11 protein-coding genes and 1 pseudogene are annotated in these 13693 nt (G+C 55.2%); 3 read left to right on the top strand and 9 right to left on the bottom strand.

The genetic code is table 11. From position 1 onward, the window contains the following. The first annotated feature begins 25 nt into the window (after positions 1 to 25). Positions 26 to 1078 carry an agmatinase gene (gene speB / locus ACUXUR_RS24175; RefSeq protein WP_445504894.1) on the top strand — a complete coding sequence of 351 codons (1053 nt, stop codon included), beginning with the start codon at positions 26 to 28 and terminating at the stop codon, positions 1076 to 1078. Positions 1079 to 1487: 409 nt separating this feature from the next. On the opposite strand, the pseudogene ACUXUR_RS24170 reads toward speB, so the two are convergent. Then, positions 1488 to 2257 (bottom strand): annotated as a pseudogene (locus ACUXUR_RS24170) (transposase). Positions 2258 to 2529: 272 nt separating this feature from the next. Here ACUXUR_RS24170 and gspD point away from each other — a divergent pair. Beyond that, complete coding sequence (gene gspD / locus ACUXUR_RS24165; RefSeq protein WP_445504893.1) at positions 2530 to 4578, top strand: type II secretion system secretin GspD; 2049 nt, start codon at positions 2530 to 2532, stop codon at positions 4576 to 4578. A 135-nt stretch (positions 4579 to 4713) separates the two neighbouring features. After that, positions 4714 to 7500 carry a hypothetical protein gene (locus tag ACUXUR_RS24160; protein ID WP_445504892.1) on the top strand — a complete coding sequence of 929 codons (2787 nt, stop codon included), beginning with the start codon at positions 4714 to 4716 and terminating at the stop codon, positions 7498 to 7500. Positions 7501 to 7607: 107 nt separating this feature from the next. Here ACUXUR_RS24160 and ACUXUR_RS24155 read toward each other — a convergent pair whose 3' ends face one another. The 8 genes from ACUXUR_RS24155 to ACUXUR_RS24120 form a co-directional block, all read right to left on the bottom strand. Continuing rightward, the gene (locus ACUXUR_RS24155) at positions 7608 to 8483 is read right to left on the bottom strand and encodes a hypothetical protein (protein ID WP_445504891.1); all 876 of its coding nucleotides are present in this window, start codon (positions 8481 to 8483) and stop codon (positions 7608 to 7610) included. Next, entirely contained in the window at positions 8458 to 8946 is a 489-nt protein-coding gene (locus tag ACUXUR_RS24150; protein ID WP_445504890.1) for a hypothetical protein, read from the bottom strand. The genes ACUXUR_RS24155 and ACUXUR_RS24150 overlap by 26 nt, the downstream gene beginning before the upstream one ends. After that, positions 8943 to 9506 (bottom strand): GspMb/PilO family protein, encoded by a 564-nt coding sequence (locus ACUXUR_RS24145; protein WP_445504889.1) that lies wholly within the window; start codon positions 9504 to 9506, stop codon positions 8943 to 8945. Before ACUXUR_RS24145 ends, ACUXUR_RS24150 begins: the two co-directional genes overlap by 4 nt. Beyond that, positions 9503 to 10549 (bottom strand): hypothetical protein, encoded by a 1047-nt coding sequence (locus tag ACUXUR_RS24140; protein WP_445504888.1) that lies wholly within the window; start codon positions 10547 to 10549, stop codon positions 9503 to 9505. The genes ACUXUR_RS24145 and ACUXUR_RS24140 overlap by 4 nt, the downstream gene beginning before the upstream one ends. A 649-nt stretch (positions 10550 to 11198) precedes the next feature. Continuing rightward, positions 11199 to 11588, bottom strand: a complete 390-nt coding sequence (locus tag ACUXUR_RS24135; RefSeq protein ID WP_445504887.1) for a PulJ/GspJ family protein — start codon at positions 11586 to 11588, stop codon at positions 11199 to 11201. Then, positions 11575 to 12015, bottom strand: a complete 441-nt coding sequence (locus tag ACUXUR_RS24130; protein ID WP_445504886.1) for a prepilin-type N-terminal cleavage/methylation domain-containing protein — start codon at positions 12013 to 12015, stop codon at positions 11575 to 11577. The genes ACUXUR_RS24135 and ACUXUR_RS24130 overlap by 14 nt, the downstream gene beginning before the upstream one ends. Further along, positions 12008 to 12406, bottom strand: a complete 399-nt coding sequence (gene gspG / locus ACUXUR_RS24125) for a type II secretion system major pseudopilin GspG (protein ID WP_445504885.1) — start codon at positions 12404 to 12406, stop codon at positions 12008 to 12010. The genes ACUXUR_RS24130 and gspG overlap by 8 nt, the downstream gene beginning before the upstream one ends. Positions 12407 to 12480: 74 nt before the next feature. Further along, on the bottom strand, positions 12481 to 13638 hold the full coding sequence (locus tag ACUXUR_RS24120) for a type II secretion system F family protein (protein WP_445504911.1): 1158 nt from the start codon (positions 13636 to 13638) through the stop codon (positions 12481 to 12483). Between the last annotated feature and the right edge of the window lie 55 nt (positions 13639 to 13693).

Genomic DNA, 13693 nt, shown 5'->3' with positions numbered 1-13693 from the left:
TTCTTAGCGACTGGAGAAGACGATCATGGACCAGAACAAGCTCGAAGCTCTACGGGCCCGCTACCAAGGCGCGACCGGCGGCGACATTGATGATGCGGACTTCCGTAAGGCAGCAAGCCTCCAGTTTTCGGAAAGTGACCGACGCAAATGGCCGTTCGCCGATCCAGCAACTTTCCTGGATGCGCCATTTCGCCCAGATGTGGTTGAACTGCCTGATTTCGGCGGGCTCGACGTGGCACTCATCGGCGTGCCGATGGATCTCGGCGTCACAAATCGGGCCGGCGCTCGCCTCGGGCCCCGCGCGGTGCGCGCTATCGAGCGCATCGGGCCCTATGAACATGTCCTGCGAATGACGCCTATGGCGGACGCAAAGGTAGCCGATATCGGCGATGTGCCGTTCCGCAGCCGTTTCAGTCTCGAGTCTTGTCACGCCGATATTGAGGACTTCTTCAGGAGAGTTGTTAGCGCTGGAGTTCTGCCGCTCGCGGTCGGGGGCGATCATTCAATTACCCGAGCCATCCTTGCGGCTGTCGGCAAGGACCGGCCTGTGGGCATGATTCACATCGATGCTCATTGCGACACCGGCGGCATCTATGAGAACTCCAAGTTTCATCACGGCGGACCGTTCCGTCAGGCGGTTCTGGAGGGCACATTGGACCCGGAACGCGTCATCCAGATCGGCATTCGTGGTGGGGCCGAGTATCTATGGGAGTTCTCCTATGTGTCCGGCATGACGGTGATTCACGCCGAGGAAGTGCCGAAAATGGGAATTGCCGCCGTCATCGAGAAAGCCCGCGCTGTCGTCGGCGACGGCCCGACCTATGTATCCTTCGATATCGACAGCCTTGATCCGGGGTTCGCACCGGGAACAGGCACACCGGAGGTGGGCGGCCTCCAACCGCGCGAGGTCCTGGAGATTTTGCGCGGCCTCATCGGCATCGACATCATAGGAGGCGATGTCGTGGAGGTCGCACCGCAATATGATGCGACGAGCAATACGGCACATGCAGGTGCACAGGTACTCTTCGAACTGCTTTGCCTCTCCTCCAGCAATCTGGCTCGCCGCCGCAGGATTTGAGACCTGCACCTCAGAAGGTGATGGACGATAACGATGCAGGCATTTTGCGAGCACGACTATCTCTGTAACGGAGCTCTTTCATGAGGCATGCTGCATTGCAAATAAGCGCAATGCGGACGATATCAGCAGCGGCTGATTTCAACGCGGCATCGCTTTTCTTCCTCCCGGCGCTGCCGGGTCGGCCGTTCCCTCTGAAAGGTTTTGACTGTTTGTCGAGCCTCACTTCATGCCGGGCCTTTGGCCCGGCATTTTCTTTTCAGGGTTACTTGCGTCAGCTCACACCATGGTCTTGAAACAGAGAATGGAGCATAGCAAAAACTTCGGCTCTTGGCACGTCTCGGACCTCAGCCGAAGTTCCGCATTGGCGTGATGAGTTGACCTTTACGGGGTCGCGCTAAAAAAGCAGTCGTTACTCAGTGCGACGAAGAGGCAAGTCCCCGTCTAAGAGCCTGTTTGGAAATCGGGGATGTGCGTTTCTTCGGATGAGATTTCCGCCCATTGCAACGAGGATCATAGTGTGTGAGATGTCGATGCGGCGTTCGTAGTCGCGCACGAGCCGCCGCCAGCGGATTATCCATCCGCAAGTCCGTTCCACGTCCCAGCGGCGGGGCAGGATCTAGAAGTCCTGGGCCTCGTTACGACGGCGGATGATCTCGAGGGCGAAGTCGAGATAGGCGGCCTTGTCCATCAGCGTGAGCCTGTCATAGGCGCTGTCGGAGATGTCGGCCGCGGTCAGGTTGACCATCAGGAGCTGCCCGTCGGTGTCGACTGCGATGTGACGCTTGCGGCCGACAATCTTCCTGCCGGCATCGTAACCTCTTGTTGCGGCATGGGGAGCCTTGACCGACTGGCTGTCGATCACGGCCGCCGTCGGGCTTGCCTTACGTCCGGACCGCTCACGATCCAGCATCAACTCGACGTCGTGAAGGGTTTGGAACAGGAAGCGGCGGGCCAGTTCGCGGGACCAGCCATAGACCGTCCGCCAGTGCCCGAAGTGGATCCCGCCAGCCGCAGCCACAACGCACCAGATAACGCATTGCGTTAATCACCTCCCGGAATTCGATCTCTCGGGATCGGCCACGGCGACCCGGTTTGGGCATGAGGGGGCGCGATCCGTGCCCATTCCTCATCCGTCAAATCGGATGGGTAACGCTTGATCTTCCGGGCGATCCTGGCCATCCGGCCTCGGTGCTCTGGTTATCTTATAATAATATCAAGTGTTTATTCTATAAGGACAGGGCAAGGTAACAGGGAAAGAGTCTCCCTAAACAGCGAAGCAATCTTGGTAGAGCAGGGTTCTTAGTTAAGGCCCCAAGATCCTAGCCGTCCAAAGACTTACCAGCGAGCCAAATTCTATCTTGTGGACGGATTACCAATGGTCGTGCCAAAGCAGAGCCTACCACTGTAATGACATGTTATAACAGGGTTAATTTTCTTGATCGGGGCTTTCCATGAAGGGCAGAATGGTGGCCATGGCGTTGTTGGTGGTCACTTCTGGCTGCACTTCGTCCGGCTCTAGAGATGTCGAGGGAACAAGAACGAGCTTTCTTGGGCTCGGCGCGTCTGTTCTCACGTCCGGGCGTCCGGAACGAGGCACATCCGAAGCCGTGATGTCCTACCAAGGGGACCGCAGGCGCGCTTACACGGATCTTGGTCAAGACGCGGCCCCAGCCCCTCCTCTCGAGGGTGGAGAGCAGGTTCAGATCTCCGACAACGGTACGAAGGTAGCTCTCAACTTTGTCAATGTAGAGCTCCAAAGCTTCGTCCGCGTCGTCTTCGACGAGATTTTGAAGGAAAACGTCCTTGTCGACCCGGATCTTGCCGGGCGCATCACTTTGCGCACAACGGACCCCGTTTCACGTAAGATGGCACTCAATCTTGTGCGCAATGTTCTTCAAATGAACAATGCCACACTAATGAAGAGCGACGGCGTCTTTCGGGTCGCAGCTCGTAGCGCTGAGAATGCTCGCGGACAATTCGGCGAGAACATCCGCATCATTCCTGTACGTTACCTTAATCCCGAGCAGGCGCGGGCTGCGCTGCAGCCCTTCTCCGGTTCGGGTACGGAAATCACAGCCAACAACGAGGGACGCTATCTCGTCCTCGCTGGTGCACCCTCTGAGCTCGACGCACTGATCCAGGTTCTGCAATCCCTTGATGTGGACCAGATGCGGGGCATGTCATTTGCTCTGGTACCTCTCAAAGACGCAAATGCCACTTACGTTGCTTCCGAGATCACGCAGATGTTCGGGCAAGGCGGTGGACAAACTCTAAAAGTCCTGCCGATTCAGCGTATGAACGCGGTGATTCTGATGACGAGTGTGCCCGAAACCCTCGAGCGCGCAAAAGACTGGATTGCGCAGCTCGATTTATCGGGAAGTGACACTAGACAGGTGCGAGTCTTCCCGATCCAAAATCGTCGCGCGACGGATGTCGCAGATATGCTGAACGGTGTGCTAGGCGGACGCGGCGATCAGCAACGCAAGGTTGAAAAGGGTGTGACGCCACCATCGTTGACACCAGGCCTTTCCCAAACGAGTTCGGCCGAAGCGCGAATTCAGCAGGCCAGCTTCGGCGGCGGGGAGGTTGAGGTCGACGGCAGCGGAAACGCGCTTGAAGGCATTCAGGTGCGGGCGGACATTTCAACAAATTCTCTCGTCATCCGAGCCGAGCCTGATCAGTACAGGTTGATCGAGGCGACAATCCGCAGACTCGATGTGTTACCTACACAGGTTCTAATCGAAGCGACGATTGCAGAAGTTTCCCTGAATGATGCCCTACGTCATGGCGTCCGGTGGTATTTCCAGAACGGCCATCATGGCATCGCGCTGAGTGGCATCGGGGGAAATGCAAACTCGCCGCTCTCGCCAGGCTTCAACTATGTCTTCAGCGTCCCCAACGGGCGCCTTGTCGTCAACGCGCTCGAACAGGTCACGAATTTGGAAGTCATCTCCTCACCGGCCCTGACTGTTCTCGACAATGAGACGGCCACCTTGAAGGTCGGTGATCAAGTTCCGATCGCGACACGCTCCGCACGGACCGTGACGACCCCAGATGCGCCAATCGTCAATGACATCGAAATGAAGGATACTGGTATAATCCTGTCCGTCACACCTCGGGTCAATTCAAGCGGCCTGGTGATGCTGGATATCAGCCAAGAGGTCAGCGATGTGGTCCCGACTGCTACGTCCACGATCGACTCCCCCACGATTCGACAGCGTAAAATCAACAGCTCGGTTGCTGTGCAGAGCGGAGCCGAGATCATTCTCGGTGGATTAATCTCAACGAGCCGCCAGAAGGGGAGTCAAGGCGTTCCGATTCTGAAAGACATTCCGCTGCTCGGGGCGGCCTTCACAAGCGATGCCTCAAAAGAGCAGCATCGTACAGAGCTAATGATCATCATCCGTCCGACTGTAATTGCTAATCGTCTGGATACGGCTCGCGTTACGGAAGAGATCAAGGCCGGTATGGCTGGGGTATCACGCGCCCTCGGCCAATGATCATGAATGTGTCCGACAAGCGCTGCACCGGTAAGTTGCAACAAAAATATAACACGTTATAACTTTACATATCCTAGAGTGAGGCGTCAGAAACCGATTGGGAGAGACGCCTAAAATGAAAGTAGGAGCGATTCCGTGACGACACTGAATGGCAGCGGGACAACCGCTATTGTTGCAGCAGCGAGCAGCGGTACTTCGGGGCCGGATACCTTCACCGTCACAGCCGATGAACTCGCAGGCGTCACCCTGGATGGTGGTGCTGATATCGACACTCTCGACTTGACGGGAGGCGGCGTTTTCGACCTCAGAAGCGTCAGCACATTTCAAAACATTGAGATCATCACCGGCTTGAGAGACACTGACTCCCTTCTCATGAGTGTCGCTCAGCTAGGTAGCGTTCTGACACTCCAAGGAAGCGGCGGTACCAGCGAACTTACGATCTCCGGTGACACATTCGACCTTACGGGCAAGACCATCTCAGGCTTTGGCGAGATCAACCTCGAAACTCCGTTGTGGGGAATTGAGGTAACAGTCCCTAACAAAGAAATTGCGCTCCTCATTCGCGCCTACGGGGAAGGAACGAAAACGCTAACCCTGCTTGAGGATGTTCCTGATATCGACGAAAGGAATGCACTTCTCAGAACGCTCTTCGAACACGGAATAAGCCGTGTTTTGATTGGTGCAGACAGCTACGATAATCAGCCTCCTGATATCGTCGATCTGTCTGGAACCGTTCAGGTCACGCCGGGGGCAAGCATATTGCTCGACCCTGATCATAACGCTGACATTGATGACGATGGAGAAACACTCGCTTCACTGACGATCACCACAACCCCCGTGTCAGGAAATTCCGCTTTAGATACCGTCGGAATCGACACCAGCGGTGGGATTGTGCTTTCAGACGGGATGGATGTCGACAGCGTTGTATCCGTTGAAGGCATTGTCATCGGAAAAATCGAGAGTATCTCCGACGCGGGCTTCAAAATTGCGTTCAACGATCAAGCAACCTACGCTCGGGTTGAGCAGCTTCTACACGCACTCAGCTATACGAACGTAGCGTTGGACCCATTGTACGTAGGCCAATGCGACATAGCAGTATCCATTGAAGACCGAAGCCATCAAAGTGTCACATCGATCGTCTCTGTCTCCGTTGCACCTGCAGGATCGCATCTTCTCACCGAAGGTAGCGACATTATCACAGGGACTGCGGCGGGTGAGATTTTTATCGCGGATCCTGCAACGTTAAATCAGACCGATGAACTCGATGGGGAAGGCGGTATTGATACACTGCAGTCCCTAGGGAGCACACTCGATCTTCGAGGAATGACAAAATTTACAAATATAGAGATTTTACAGGGATCACAAACAGCGGCAGACACCTTTATAGTTGATGCTGCTACGCTCCTGGGAGTGATGACGCTCGATGGCGGAGCTGGCGACGGGGCCGAGAACGAACTTGTTCTCGAGGGCACTGGTATTGACCTTCGCGGCAAAACTATTCGCAACCTCCAGCACGTCACCCTGTCCAACGACACGAATGTTACCTTAAGTGATAAAGCTCTTGCGTTACGGATCAACGGGCGCACGAGCCTGAACGATCACTTGATCCTGACCAGCGGTATATTTTCGGTTGAGGAAAGAGAGCAGCTGATCCTCAACGGGATCGACAAGATTACCGATGACAGTGGAACCTACACGGCTTTCCCGCCCAGCATCAGTCATCTCGACGGTGACTCTGTGCTCACTTTTTCGGGTCGTTCTGTTCTCATCGACGCTGGCGAGCCGCTGACATTCCTTTCAGGGCGCCCACTCAAAACTCTCAATGTCGCCATCTCAGAAGGCTACGTAGACTCCATTGATGCTGTGGGTCTTGATCTTTCAGGCCGCATTACACTTTCCGATGGTCTGCGTGCCGATAGTATTGTTTCAATTGGCGGAGTGGCGATCGGGACGCTCGCCTGGGCTGACGGGTCCGGCTTTGAGATTGAGTTCAATGCATTTGCGAGTCGGAAACTCGTGCAGGAGCTTCTCCACGCTGTGACCTATCGCAACGGAAATCCCGAAACGGCAATGCTTGGAGCCCGCAAAATCGTTGTTACCGTGACCGATCAGGACGATCAGGCAACATCGGCCCAAACAACCGTAAGCCAATACCTGTATCAAGCTCCGACAGACTTGACCATGGACCGCTACGACATCAAGGAACTATCAGCGTCAGGAGCCGTGGTCGGAACACTCGAGACTGTCGATGCCGACGGAGCGCTTGATTCCTTTACATACGAGCTCATTGACAATGCGGGTGGCCGCTTTGACTTGAGTGGTAGCAAAATTGTTGTTGCTGATGGGGTCAAGCTGGATTTTGAGCAGGCAAGATCTCACAATATCATTGTCTTGGTGACCGACAAGACAGGCTTAACTTTCACGAAAACCATCTCGGTTTCCGTTGATGACGTATGGTCCGAGTCCACACTTGGGTCGAGCGGAGACGATACCTTGGTTGGCGGCTCAGCTGGCGACAGGCTGGGCGGCGGTCTTGGGAACGACAGGATCACAGGTGGATACGGCAACGATATTCTCACTGGAGGCGCCGGCTCCGATACCTTTGTTTTCAATGCAAGGCTCGGCACATCCGTGACGGATCGCTCGGTAAATTTCGACACGATTCAGGATTTCAACAGAGCGCAGGACACTATCGCTCTGGAGAACATAATTTTTAGAAAGCTCACAAAAGCTGGCTGGCTCAGCAGCAAGAACTTCGTCTCAGGTGCCGCTGCGAAAGACAAAGACGACTTTTTAGGTTACAACAAAAAGACAGGAGTCCTCTGGTACGATCCTGACGGATCTGGCAGGGGCGCGGCGATTGAGATTGCCTTGATCAAGAATAAGGCATCGCTCACGTACAAGGATATTCTCGTTATCTGAGAAGGCCATGGTTGCAGTTGAGCACGGGGCCTAGGAACTGACTTTGCCCTTGGTCCTTTGTTAGCGATCGCCCGAGGGATGTTCGCGCAATCCTCCTTGGCTACTGACTATTGTGGCAACGAAACTGGCGCGCGCTCCACATGATCGCGCCAGAAAATAATATGCATTGTACCAGTGTCATCATTCCGAGCAGCCAGGGCTTCTCGACGCACGGTAAGCTGGTTAGGAAGACTAATGGTTGAGCGAATGCGATAGAGAGGCCGCTCGCCATCGAGCAAAGGTTGGTAGCGCCGCTTGATCGCTGGGAGATCGCCTTTGCCGGTCCTCCCTTGCCTCATGTCTTCAATCTGGCGCAGATCAGCTTCAGCGATCCCTGGAACATGATGCAGCACAACATCTGAAGCCACGATGGGGTCGAACCCTCTTGCGCCAGATATGGTCGTGAAATGGCGTTCAAGGTCGGCAGCAAGGGATGCGAACCTCTGCCGCGGGTCAAGAAGAACATCGATCGTCTCTATCTCCTGGCCGCGGCGGCGAAACTCCATCCATCGCTCTAGAACATGATTGGCCAGTAAGCCGTCCTTGACCACAGCCCTCATGACAGATTGAACCAACTCCCCGTCGCCAGAATTGAGGTCGACTTTTCCAGCCTCAAACTCAACTTCAAGAAGAAGCTCTGTGCCAGCGTAGATCCAAGGTGTAGGGGACACACGCAAGCTGGCGCCAAGCTGATCGTCCACATCCTCAAGGGCCGCCACGATGCGCGTTAGTCCTGCATCAGCGAGAGCGCGGGCGGAAATAGCGCGTACTTCTATATCGGCGCTCCGCAGGTAACTTCGCGCAATGACTGCAGCCCCCAAAGCAAGAGCGGAGATTACGCTTGTTACAAGCAGAACGGACAGGAGAACAAAGCCATTCTCCTCCTTTACGCCTGTAAAATGAAACGCTTTGCCCGAACTACATCGGGTCTTGTGGCTGCTCAACGATTTCACTTTGAGAGCTGGTATCATCAGAACTCGGATCCAATCGGTATACGGCAGTCTGCCCTTGCGCCATGAGCGTCATCGACCGCGGTTCAATGCTAGTCACAATCCAACCATTAAAGTCATCACCTTCTTGAAGTCGCCGCAAGGGAAGGTCCTGCTGCTCGACCAGCACCAAGCGAACCTCATCTGATAGAAGAACCCCGGCCAAGCGAATTTCTGGAGCAGATAACGCCTCCTGCGATTCATTGATCTGAGGGTCGCTTGAAGTTGGCCGAAAAAGCGATTGTTCCAGGTCAAGTGCCGGAATGGTCCGGATCGCTGGCTGGTTAGCGCTCACCTGCGAGATTTCTCCCTTGGGTGCAGAGAGATCAATCACGGGAAGAGGCAATTGTAACAGCAGGCTCACACATACGATGAGAGCGCCATTCGCGAGAAGAAGAACGAGGCGGAGCCTTGTCATAGCTGCTGCTTCACAGGAGGAGAGGGATCGGCAAAAACGCGCACAGAGCCGGTCAGACCCAACCACTCTCCAGGATGGCTTGAATTTATTGGAGGTAAGTGCCGTATCCGAATGCTGTCAATGATTACAGTGGGAGATCCAGCCTCCATTAAATGAAGCAATTTCATGATTTCATCCTCGGGCACGCGAGCGCTTAGATCGGCTCGAAGGACAGTGATCCCCAGCTCCATGGATGCTCCAACCCGCACAGTAACTTCAATACCTCCGTGAGATTGGATGGAATTTCGAAGATAGCTCTCAAGGAGAGCAGGGGCTTCATCTACAGTCTCTGCCTGTAAAAGTCCTGATGAAGACGAGCTGGCAAAAGAAGAGGAGCGTCCCGGCAGCAAGATTAAGTGACGCTTCCTATCCGAAATATCCCTTATGCGCGATTGCGCAGTGACAATTTGTACGTGTCTATTCCAAAAGGATTGCATTACCGCCCAAGCAAGTCCGACCAGCAGCAGGAGAGAACATAGTGCAGCGAGTGATCGCTGGTGTCGGGAGAGTTTAAGTTTCATGGGCTGATCCGCGGGATCGTAAACAGAACTGTTACAGGTCGTCCGGGTCGAAAATCCTCAATCTGCACATCAGCCATGGCACTCACACCGATAAGAGCATCGGCGAGGGCCGTACTATCGGCGCTCCCGATCTCAACACGTCCCTTGCTCCCATTCACCTCAAGATCAAGAACAAAAGCATCCGGGGGGAGGTGTTGCGCCAGCCCTGCCATCACTTCACTTATACTGTAGTGCTCCGCGCGATATTGAGCGACCGTGGCGTGTGGTACTGCATTCACTTCCGATGCTTTGCGAATAGCATCTTCCTTCGCGAGAAGGCTCACTTCCCGGCGGAGTGCAGTCTGATAGGCGACGAGTTCGTCTTCTTGTCGCCAACTTGCGGCAAGGACAAGGATTAGCGCTAGGGCAACCGCCGCAGCGACGAGGCCCGCATCACAGCGCTGTTGCCAGTTTATTCGCTGCTTCTTCTTCTTGTTCAAGAGGACAGTCCAATGTTCGCCTCCTTCGAACGCGAGCCTGTCAGGCGGTAAGATGGCTACGGATACCTGATCAATCAGCGGCTTCAGTCTAGCTTGTAGAGCATACTTGATCGACACTGTGATCTGGTCGCAATCCCGGGCTATCGGGCAAGCGGCGAAATAGACCTCATCAGCTTGAAAGGGGGTCCAAGTTGACAGGCCAAAAGCTACAGCTTCATCCAGATTTTCTCCCGCGAGGCGCGGCAAGACGATAATCTGGTTAAGAATATAGTTGTCAGAGACCCTGAGATCGATGAAGTGATCAGGGGCCAGGGAGAGCAGTTCGTCCGCGGCGCTCGCGTCGGTCCAACCTTGCAGATCCGGCGACCATACTGCCCTATCGTAGCGACTGTCGCTAGGAGTGATCTGAAGGCACAAACCATTCTCGAAAAGGCTGATCAGCAAACGCCGCCGAGCGGTAAGCTTTTGCCTCCACTGTGGCGGAAGGTGTACGAGTGCGGCCGCTAGCCAGGATTTAAGGACGAGACGGCCATAGTGAGATCTGATGCTTCGGAAAAGCTTCATTCCTACTCCTCCCCGAAGGAGCATCCCGGCTGGTGGGGATTGCGGATACATTGGAGGGGCACGCTGGCTCGCACTGGTGCGACAAGCTCGATTGGCGTAGGCATATCTCTCGAAGATAAAGTTAGCTTTATTGCTTCCAACCGGCCACGCTTTCCCTCCCAGGTAGGTTTCCAGGATCGTTCTGCAAAAGCGCTGTCCCGGCCTAAATACGAAAATGAGGCGCGGTCTACGAGCGCTCCTACAATCTCCGCATGCTCCTGTCCGGTATCGGGATCTTTCCACCGCAGAACGATTCTCGTCTTTCCGCCTGCAATCTCCGATTCAAGTGTAAAAAGCGCTGGCCGAGACAGGCCCAGAATCCGAGGTCCCGTGGTAGCAATAACGAAGGCACGGTCCGTTCCATGTGGATGCACGACGCCTGAATGGCTCGCGCGGACAGAATATCCATCTTCGGTCAGCTGGCGCAGAATTCGGCTGACGACCGCGGTCCCTCGGTCAGCCTGTGCGAGTTCGCGGGTCCTATAGATACTACTCTCAATGAAGACGAACAGCCCGACAAGAACTGACCCTGCCAGACCAGTGACTGCCAGAGCCACAAGCACATCGACTAACGCAAATCCCTGATTAGATTCGTTAGGTCGAGAGCCGCTCATGGGACATCCCTTATGAGCGTTCGTAATTCAAAGTCTCTATTCCTGTCGATGGTCACCCCAACCAGAACCCGCACGTCATAGAGCACGTGCGATCTCGTTCTCTCGAACGCAACATCGCTGCCGAATGGCTGGATAGCGATGGACCACTTCCGCCCATCCATAAACGTTCCGGTTCGGATTCCGCTTTCGAGCGGAATATCACGCCCAACCCGGTTCAGAAGAGCCTGAGCTTGGAGCGTACTTGCCAGGCGCAAACGGCTGTTCAGCTGCGCAGCTCTGAGACTGGACAGCAGTAGAAGGATCGAGGCCGTCACGCCGGTCAGGATCGCAAGGGCCACCAAGGCTTCGAGCACTGTGAAGCCGGATTGACTGTTAGAGGGCTGCATAATCAATGATCCCTGTCAGCCAATTGATGCGAAACCTCTTGGTATATTCCCCATTCCTGAGTGTGACCTCGGCTCCGGAACTCGTTCCATCTCCAAGGAACACGATAGCCGGGTAGCGCGGAAGCCCCAGCTCACGAGCCGAAATTATGGCGACCTCGGTTCGTTCGGGGAGATTGAGCCAGTCCTGACTTCCTTCAATCTGGAATCGTCGCCGCTCAAGGTCGAAGACAACCCGTCGGATCGATGCTGATTGCAGCGCTTGCGTGTGCGTGTCGTTCAGAACTTTGACGATCTCAGCCTCTGCCCTTGCCAAAAGGACACGTTCAGCAGCTCGTGGAATAGCGATACTCACAATCATCCCTGCCAAGGATAGGATGGTGATAACCACAAGCATCTCAAGAAGCGTAAAACCTTGATTATCATTCATTCCAGCTGACGATGTCCTGGTTTTCACTCTCTCCACCGGCTGTCCCGTCTGCTCCGAAGCTGAGGAGGTCATACTCTCCGCGCGTGCCTGGTGACTGATATCGATACGGGCGACGCCAAGGATCAGACAGAGCGGCCTTGCTGCGCAGGTAAGGGCCGCGCCACGTGGGGGCACTACCGGGTCGCTCGACCAAGGCACTCAGCCCCTCAGAAGTCGTCGGAAGCCGCCCAACATCGATCCGATACAGGTCGAGAGCCGTCATGAGCTCCTGCAGCTGCAATCGGGCCGTATCCGTCTTGGCACGCCCAAGATAGCTCATGAGCTTAATCGAGCCGAGTGTCGCAAGGAGGCCTAGAATAACAATGACGACGAGGAGCTCGAGCAGTGTCATACCCTCGTCGCAACCGGTTATACGCGCCAGGACCATGCGAAGCGATCTTCGTAGGATTTTTCTGATGGCTCTTGTCATTGTGCAACCGCCAAATCATTGATGCTGAGAATCGCGGAGAGCATGGCATAGATGATCCCACCGGCGACGAGACCGAACGCAATCGTAAGGCTTGGCGTCATCAGGGTCGTTAAGGCTTTGAGCCTCCGCGTTGCTCTCCCTTCGTAGAGCATGGCCGTCCGCTCGAGTGCTAAATCCAGTTGGCCAGTTCGCTCTCCCATTCGGATGAGACCAATGGCGTCGCGTGGAAGGATCGCGACCTTGGCAATAGCATCGCCGATGCTGGTGCCCGTTAGGATGCCGTCATATGCCCGCTCTAGTTTCAGGCGAATTGCCAGGCTCGAAATAGTCTTTACGGCGAGCGGCATCGCAATGGGGACGCTCACCCCTCCCTTGAGGAGTGCGCTAAAAGATCGGGCAAAGCGCCCTGTCTCGACGGCCTGGATCAGGGCTCCGATAAGGGGCATCTGCAGGAGGAGACGGTGAAGCGAGAGGCGCCCGATCTCCGTTCTGGCAATGACGGTGAGGGAAAGGGCTAGGACGCCGACAACGCCGAGGGCGGAGAGGCCATGCTCACGCAGAGCGTGACTTGCCGTGATGATGAGCCGCGTCGTGACCGGCAGGGTGTCGAGGCCTTGCTCTCCTAAGAGATCCTCCAGATTGGGGACAATGGCCACAAGCAAAGTCGAGATGCCGACGATTGCCGTCACAAGAAGAAACCCTGGGTAAAGCAGAGCGTTTCTAACATCTTCCATGACACCACGCTGCATCGACAGATCGTCAGCGAGGCGTTTCAGGGTTGAGCCAAGCGCTCCAGCGGCTTCACCAGCCTGGATCAAAGTGACATAAGTTGTCGGGAAGCAGTCAGGAAAACGGGCAAGAGCTACGTGCAAAGACGATCCCTTGATCACTTCATCCCGAACACCCGATAAAACCTTTGCCGCTGATGGACGCCTAGAAACCATCACGATGCTCAGCGCTTCTTCAACACTGATACCGGCTTCAAGAAGACCGGCCCATTCTTGAGATAGGCTCGCAAGATCTCGTGATGAGACCGCAGGCCTCAGTTGAATCTCGCGATTGAGCGATGCCCAAATCTGGGCTGCGATCGATGTCTCCTCGAGGCGGATGACGAGGAGCCCCTTGTTCCTCAGCTCTCCTGCAGCCTCCTGCATAGACGAAGCCTCAATCCATCCGGTGCGACGCTCATTCGTCGAGGTGGCTGCCAAA

The organism is Microvirga medicaginis (genome assembly GCF_052658925.1).
The sequence above is the reverse complement of the archived record's forward strand: the minus strand, read 5'-3'. Positions and strand labels throughout refer to the sequence as shown.

Coding starts and splice junctions, on each gene's coding strand:
- ACUXUR_RS24120 (WP_445504911.1), bottom strand. CDS start 13,638: ATGCAGGAGGCTGCAGGAGAGCTGAGGAACAAGGGGCTCCTCGTCATC.
- gspG (WP_445504885.1), bottom strand. CDS start 12,406: ATGACACTGCTCGAGCTCCTCGTCGTCATTGTTATTCTAGGCCTCCTT.
- ACUXUR_RS24140 (WP_445504888.1), bottom strand. CDS start 10,549: ATGAAGCTTTTCCGAAGCATCAGATCTCACTATGGCCGTCTCGTCCTT.
- ACUXUR_RS24145 (WP_445504889.1), bottom strand. CDS start 9,506: ATGAAACTTAAACTCTCCCGACACCAGCGATCACTCGCTGCACTATGT.
- ACUXUR_RS24150 (WP_445504890.1), bottom strand. CDS start 8,946: ATGACAAGGCTCCGCCTCGTTCTTCTTCTCGCGAATGGCGCTCTCATC.
- speB (WP_445504894.1), top strand. CDS start 26: ATGGACCAGAACAAGCTCGAAGCTCTACGGGCCCGCTACCAAGGCGCG.
- ACUXUR_RS24135 (WP_445504887.1), bottom strand. CDS start 11,588: ATGCAGCCCTCTAACAGTCAATCCGGCTTCACAGTGCTCGAAGCCTTG.
- ACUXUR_RS24130 (WP_445504886.1), bottom strand. CDS start 12,015: ATGAATGATAATCAAGGTTTTACGCTTCTTGAGATGCTTGTGGTTATC.
- gspD (WP_445504893.1), top strand. CDS start 2,530: ATGAAGGGCAGAATGGTGGCCATGGCGTTGTTGGTGGTCACTTCTGGC.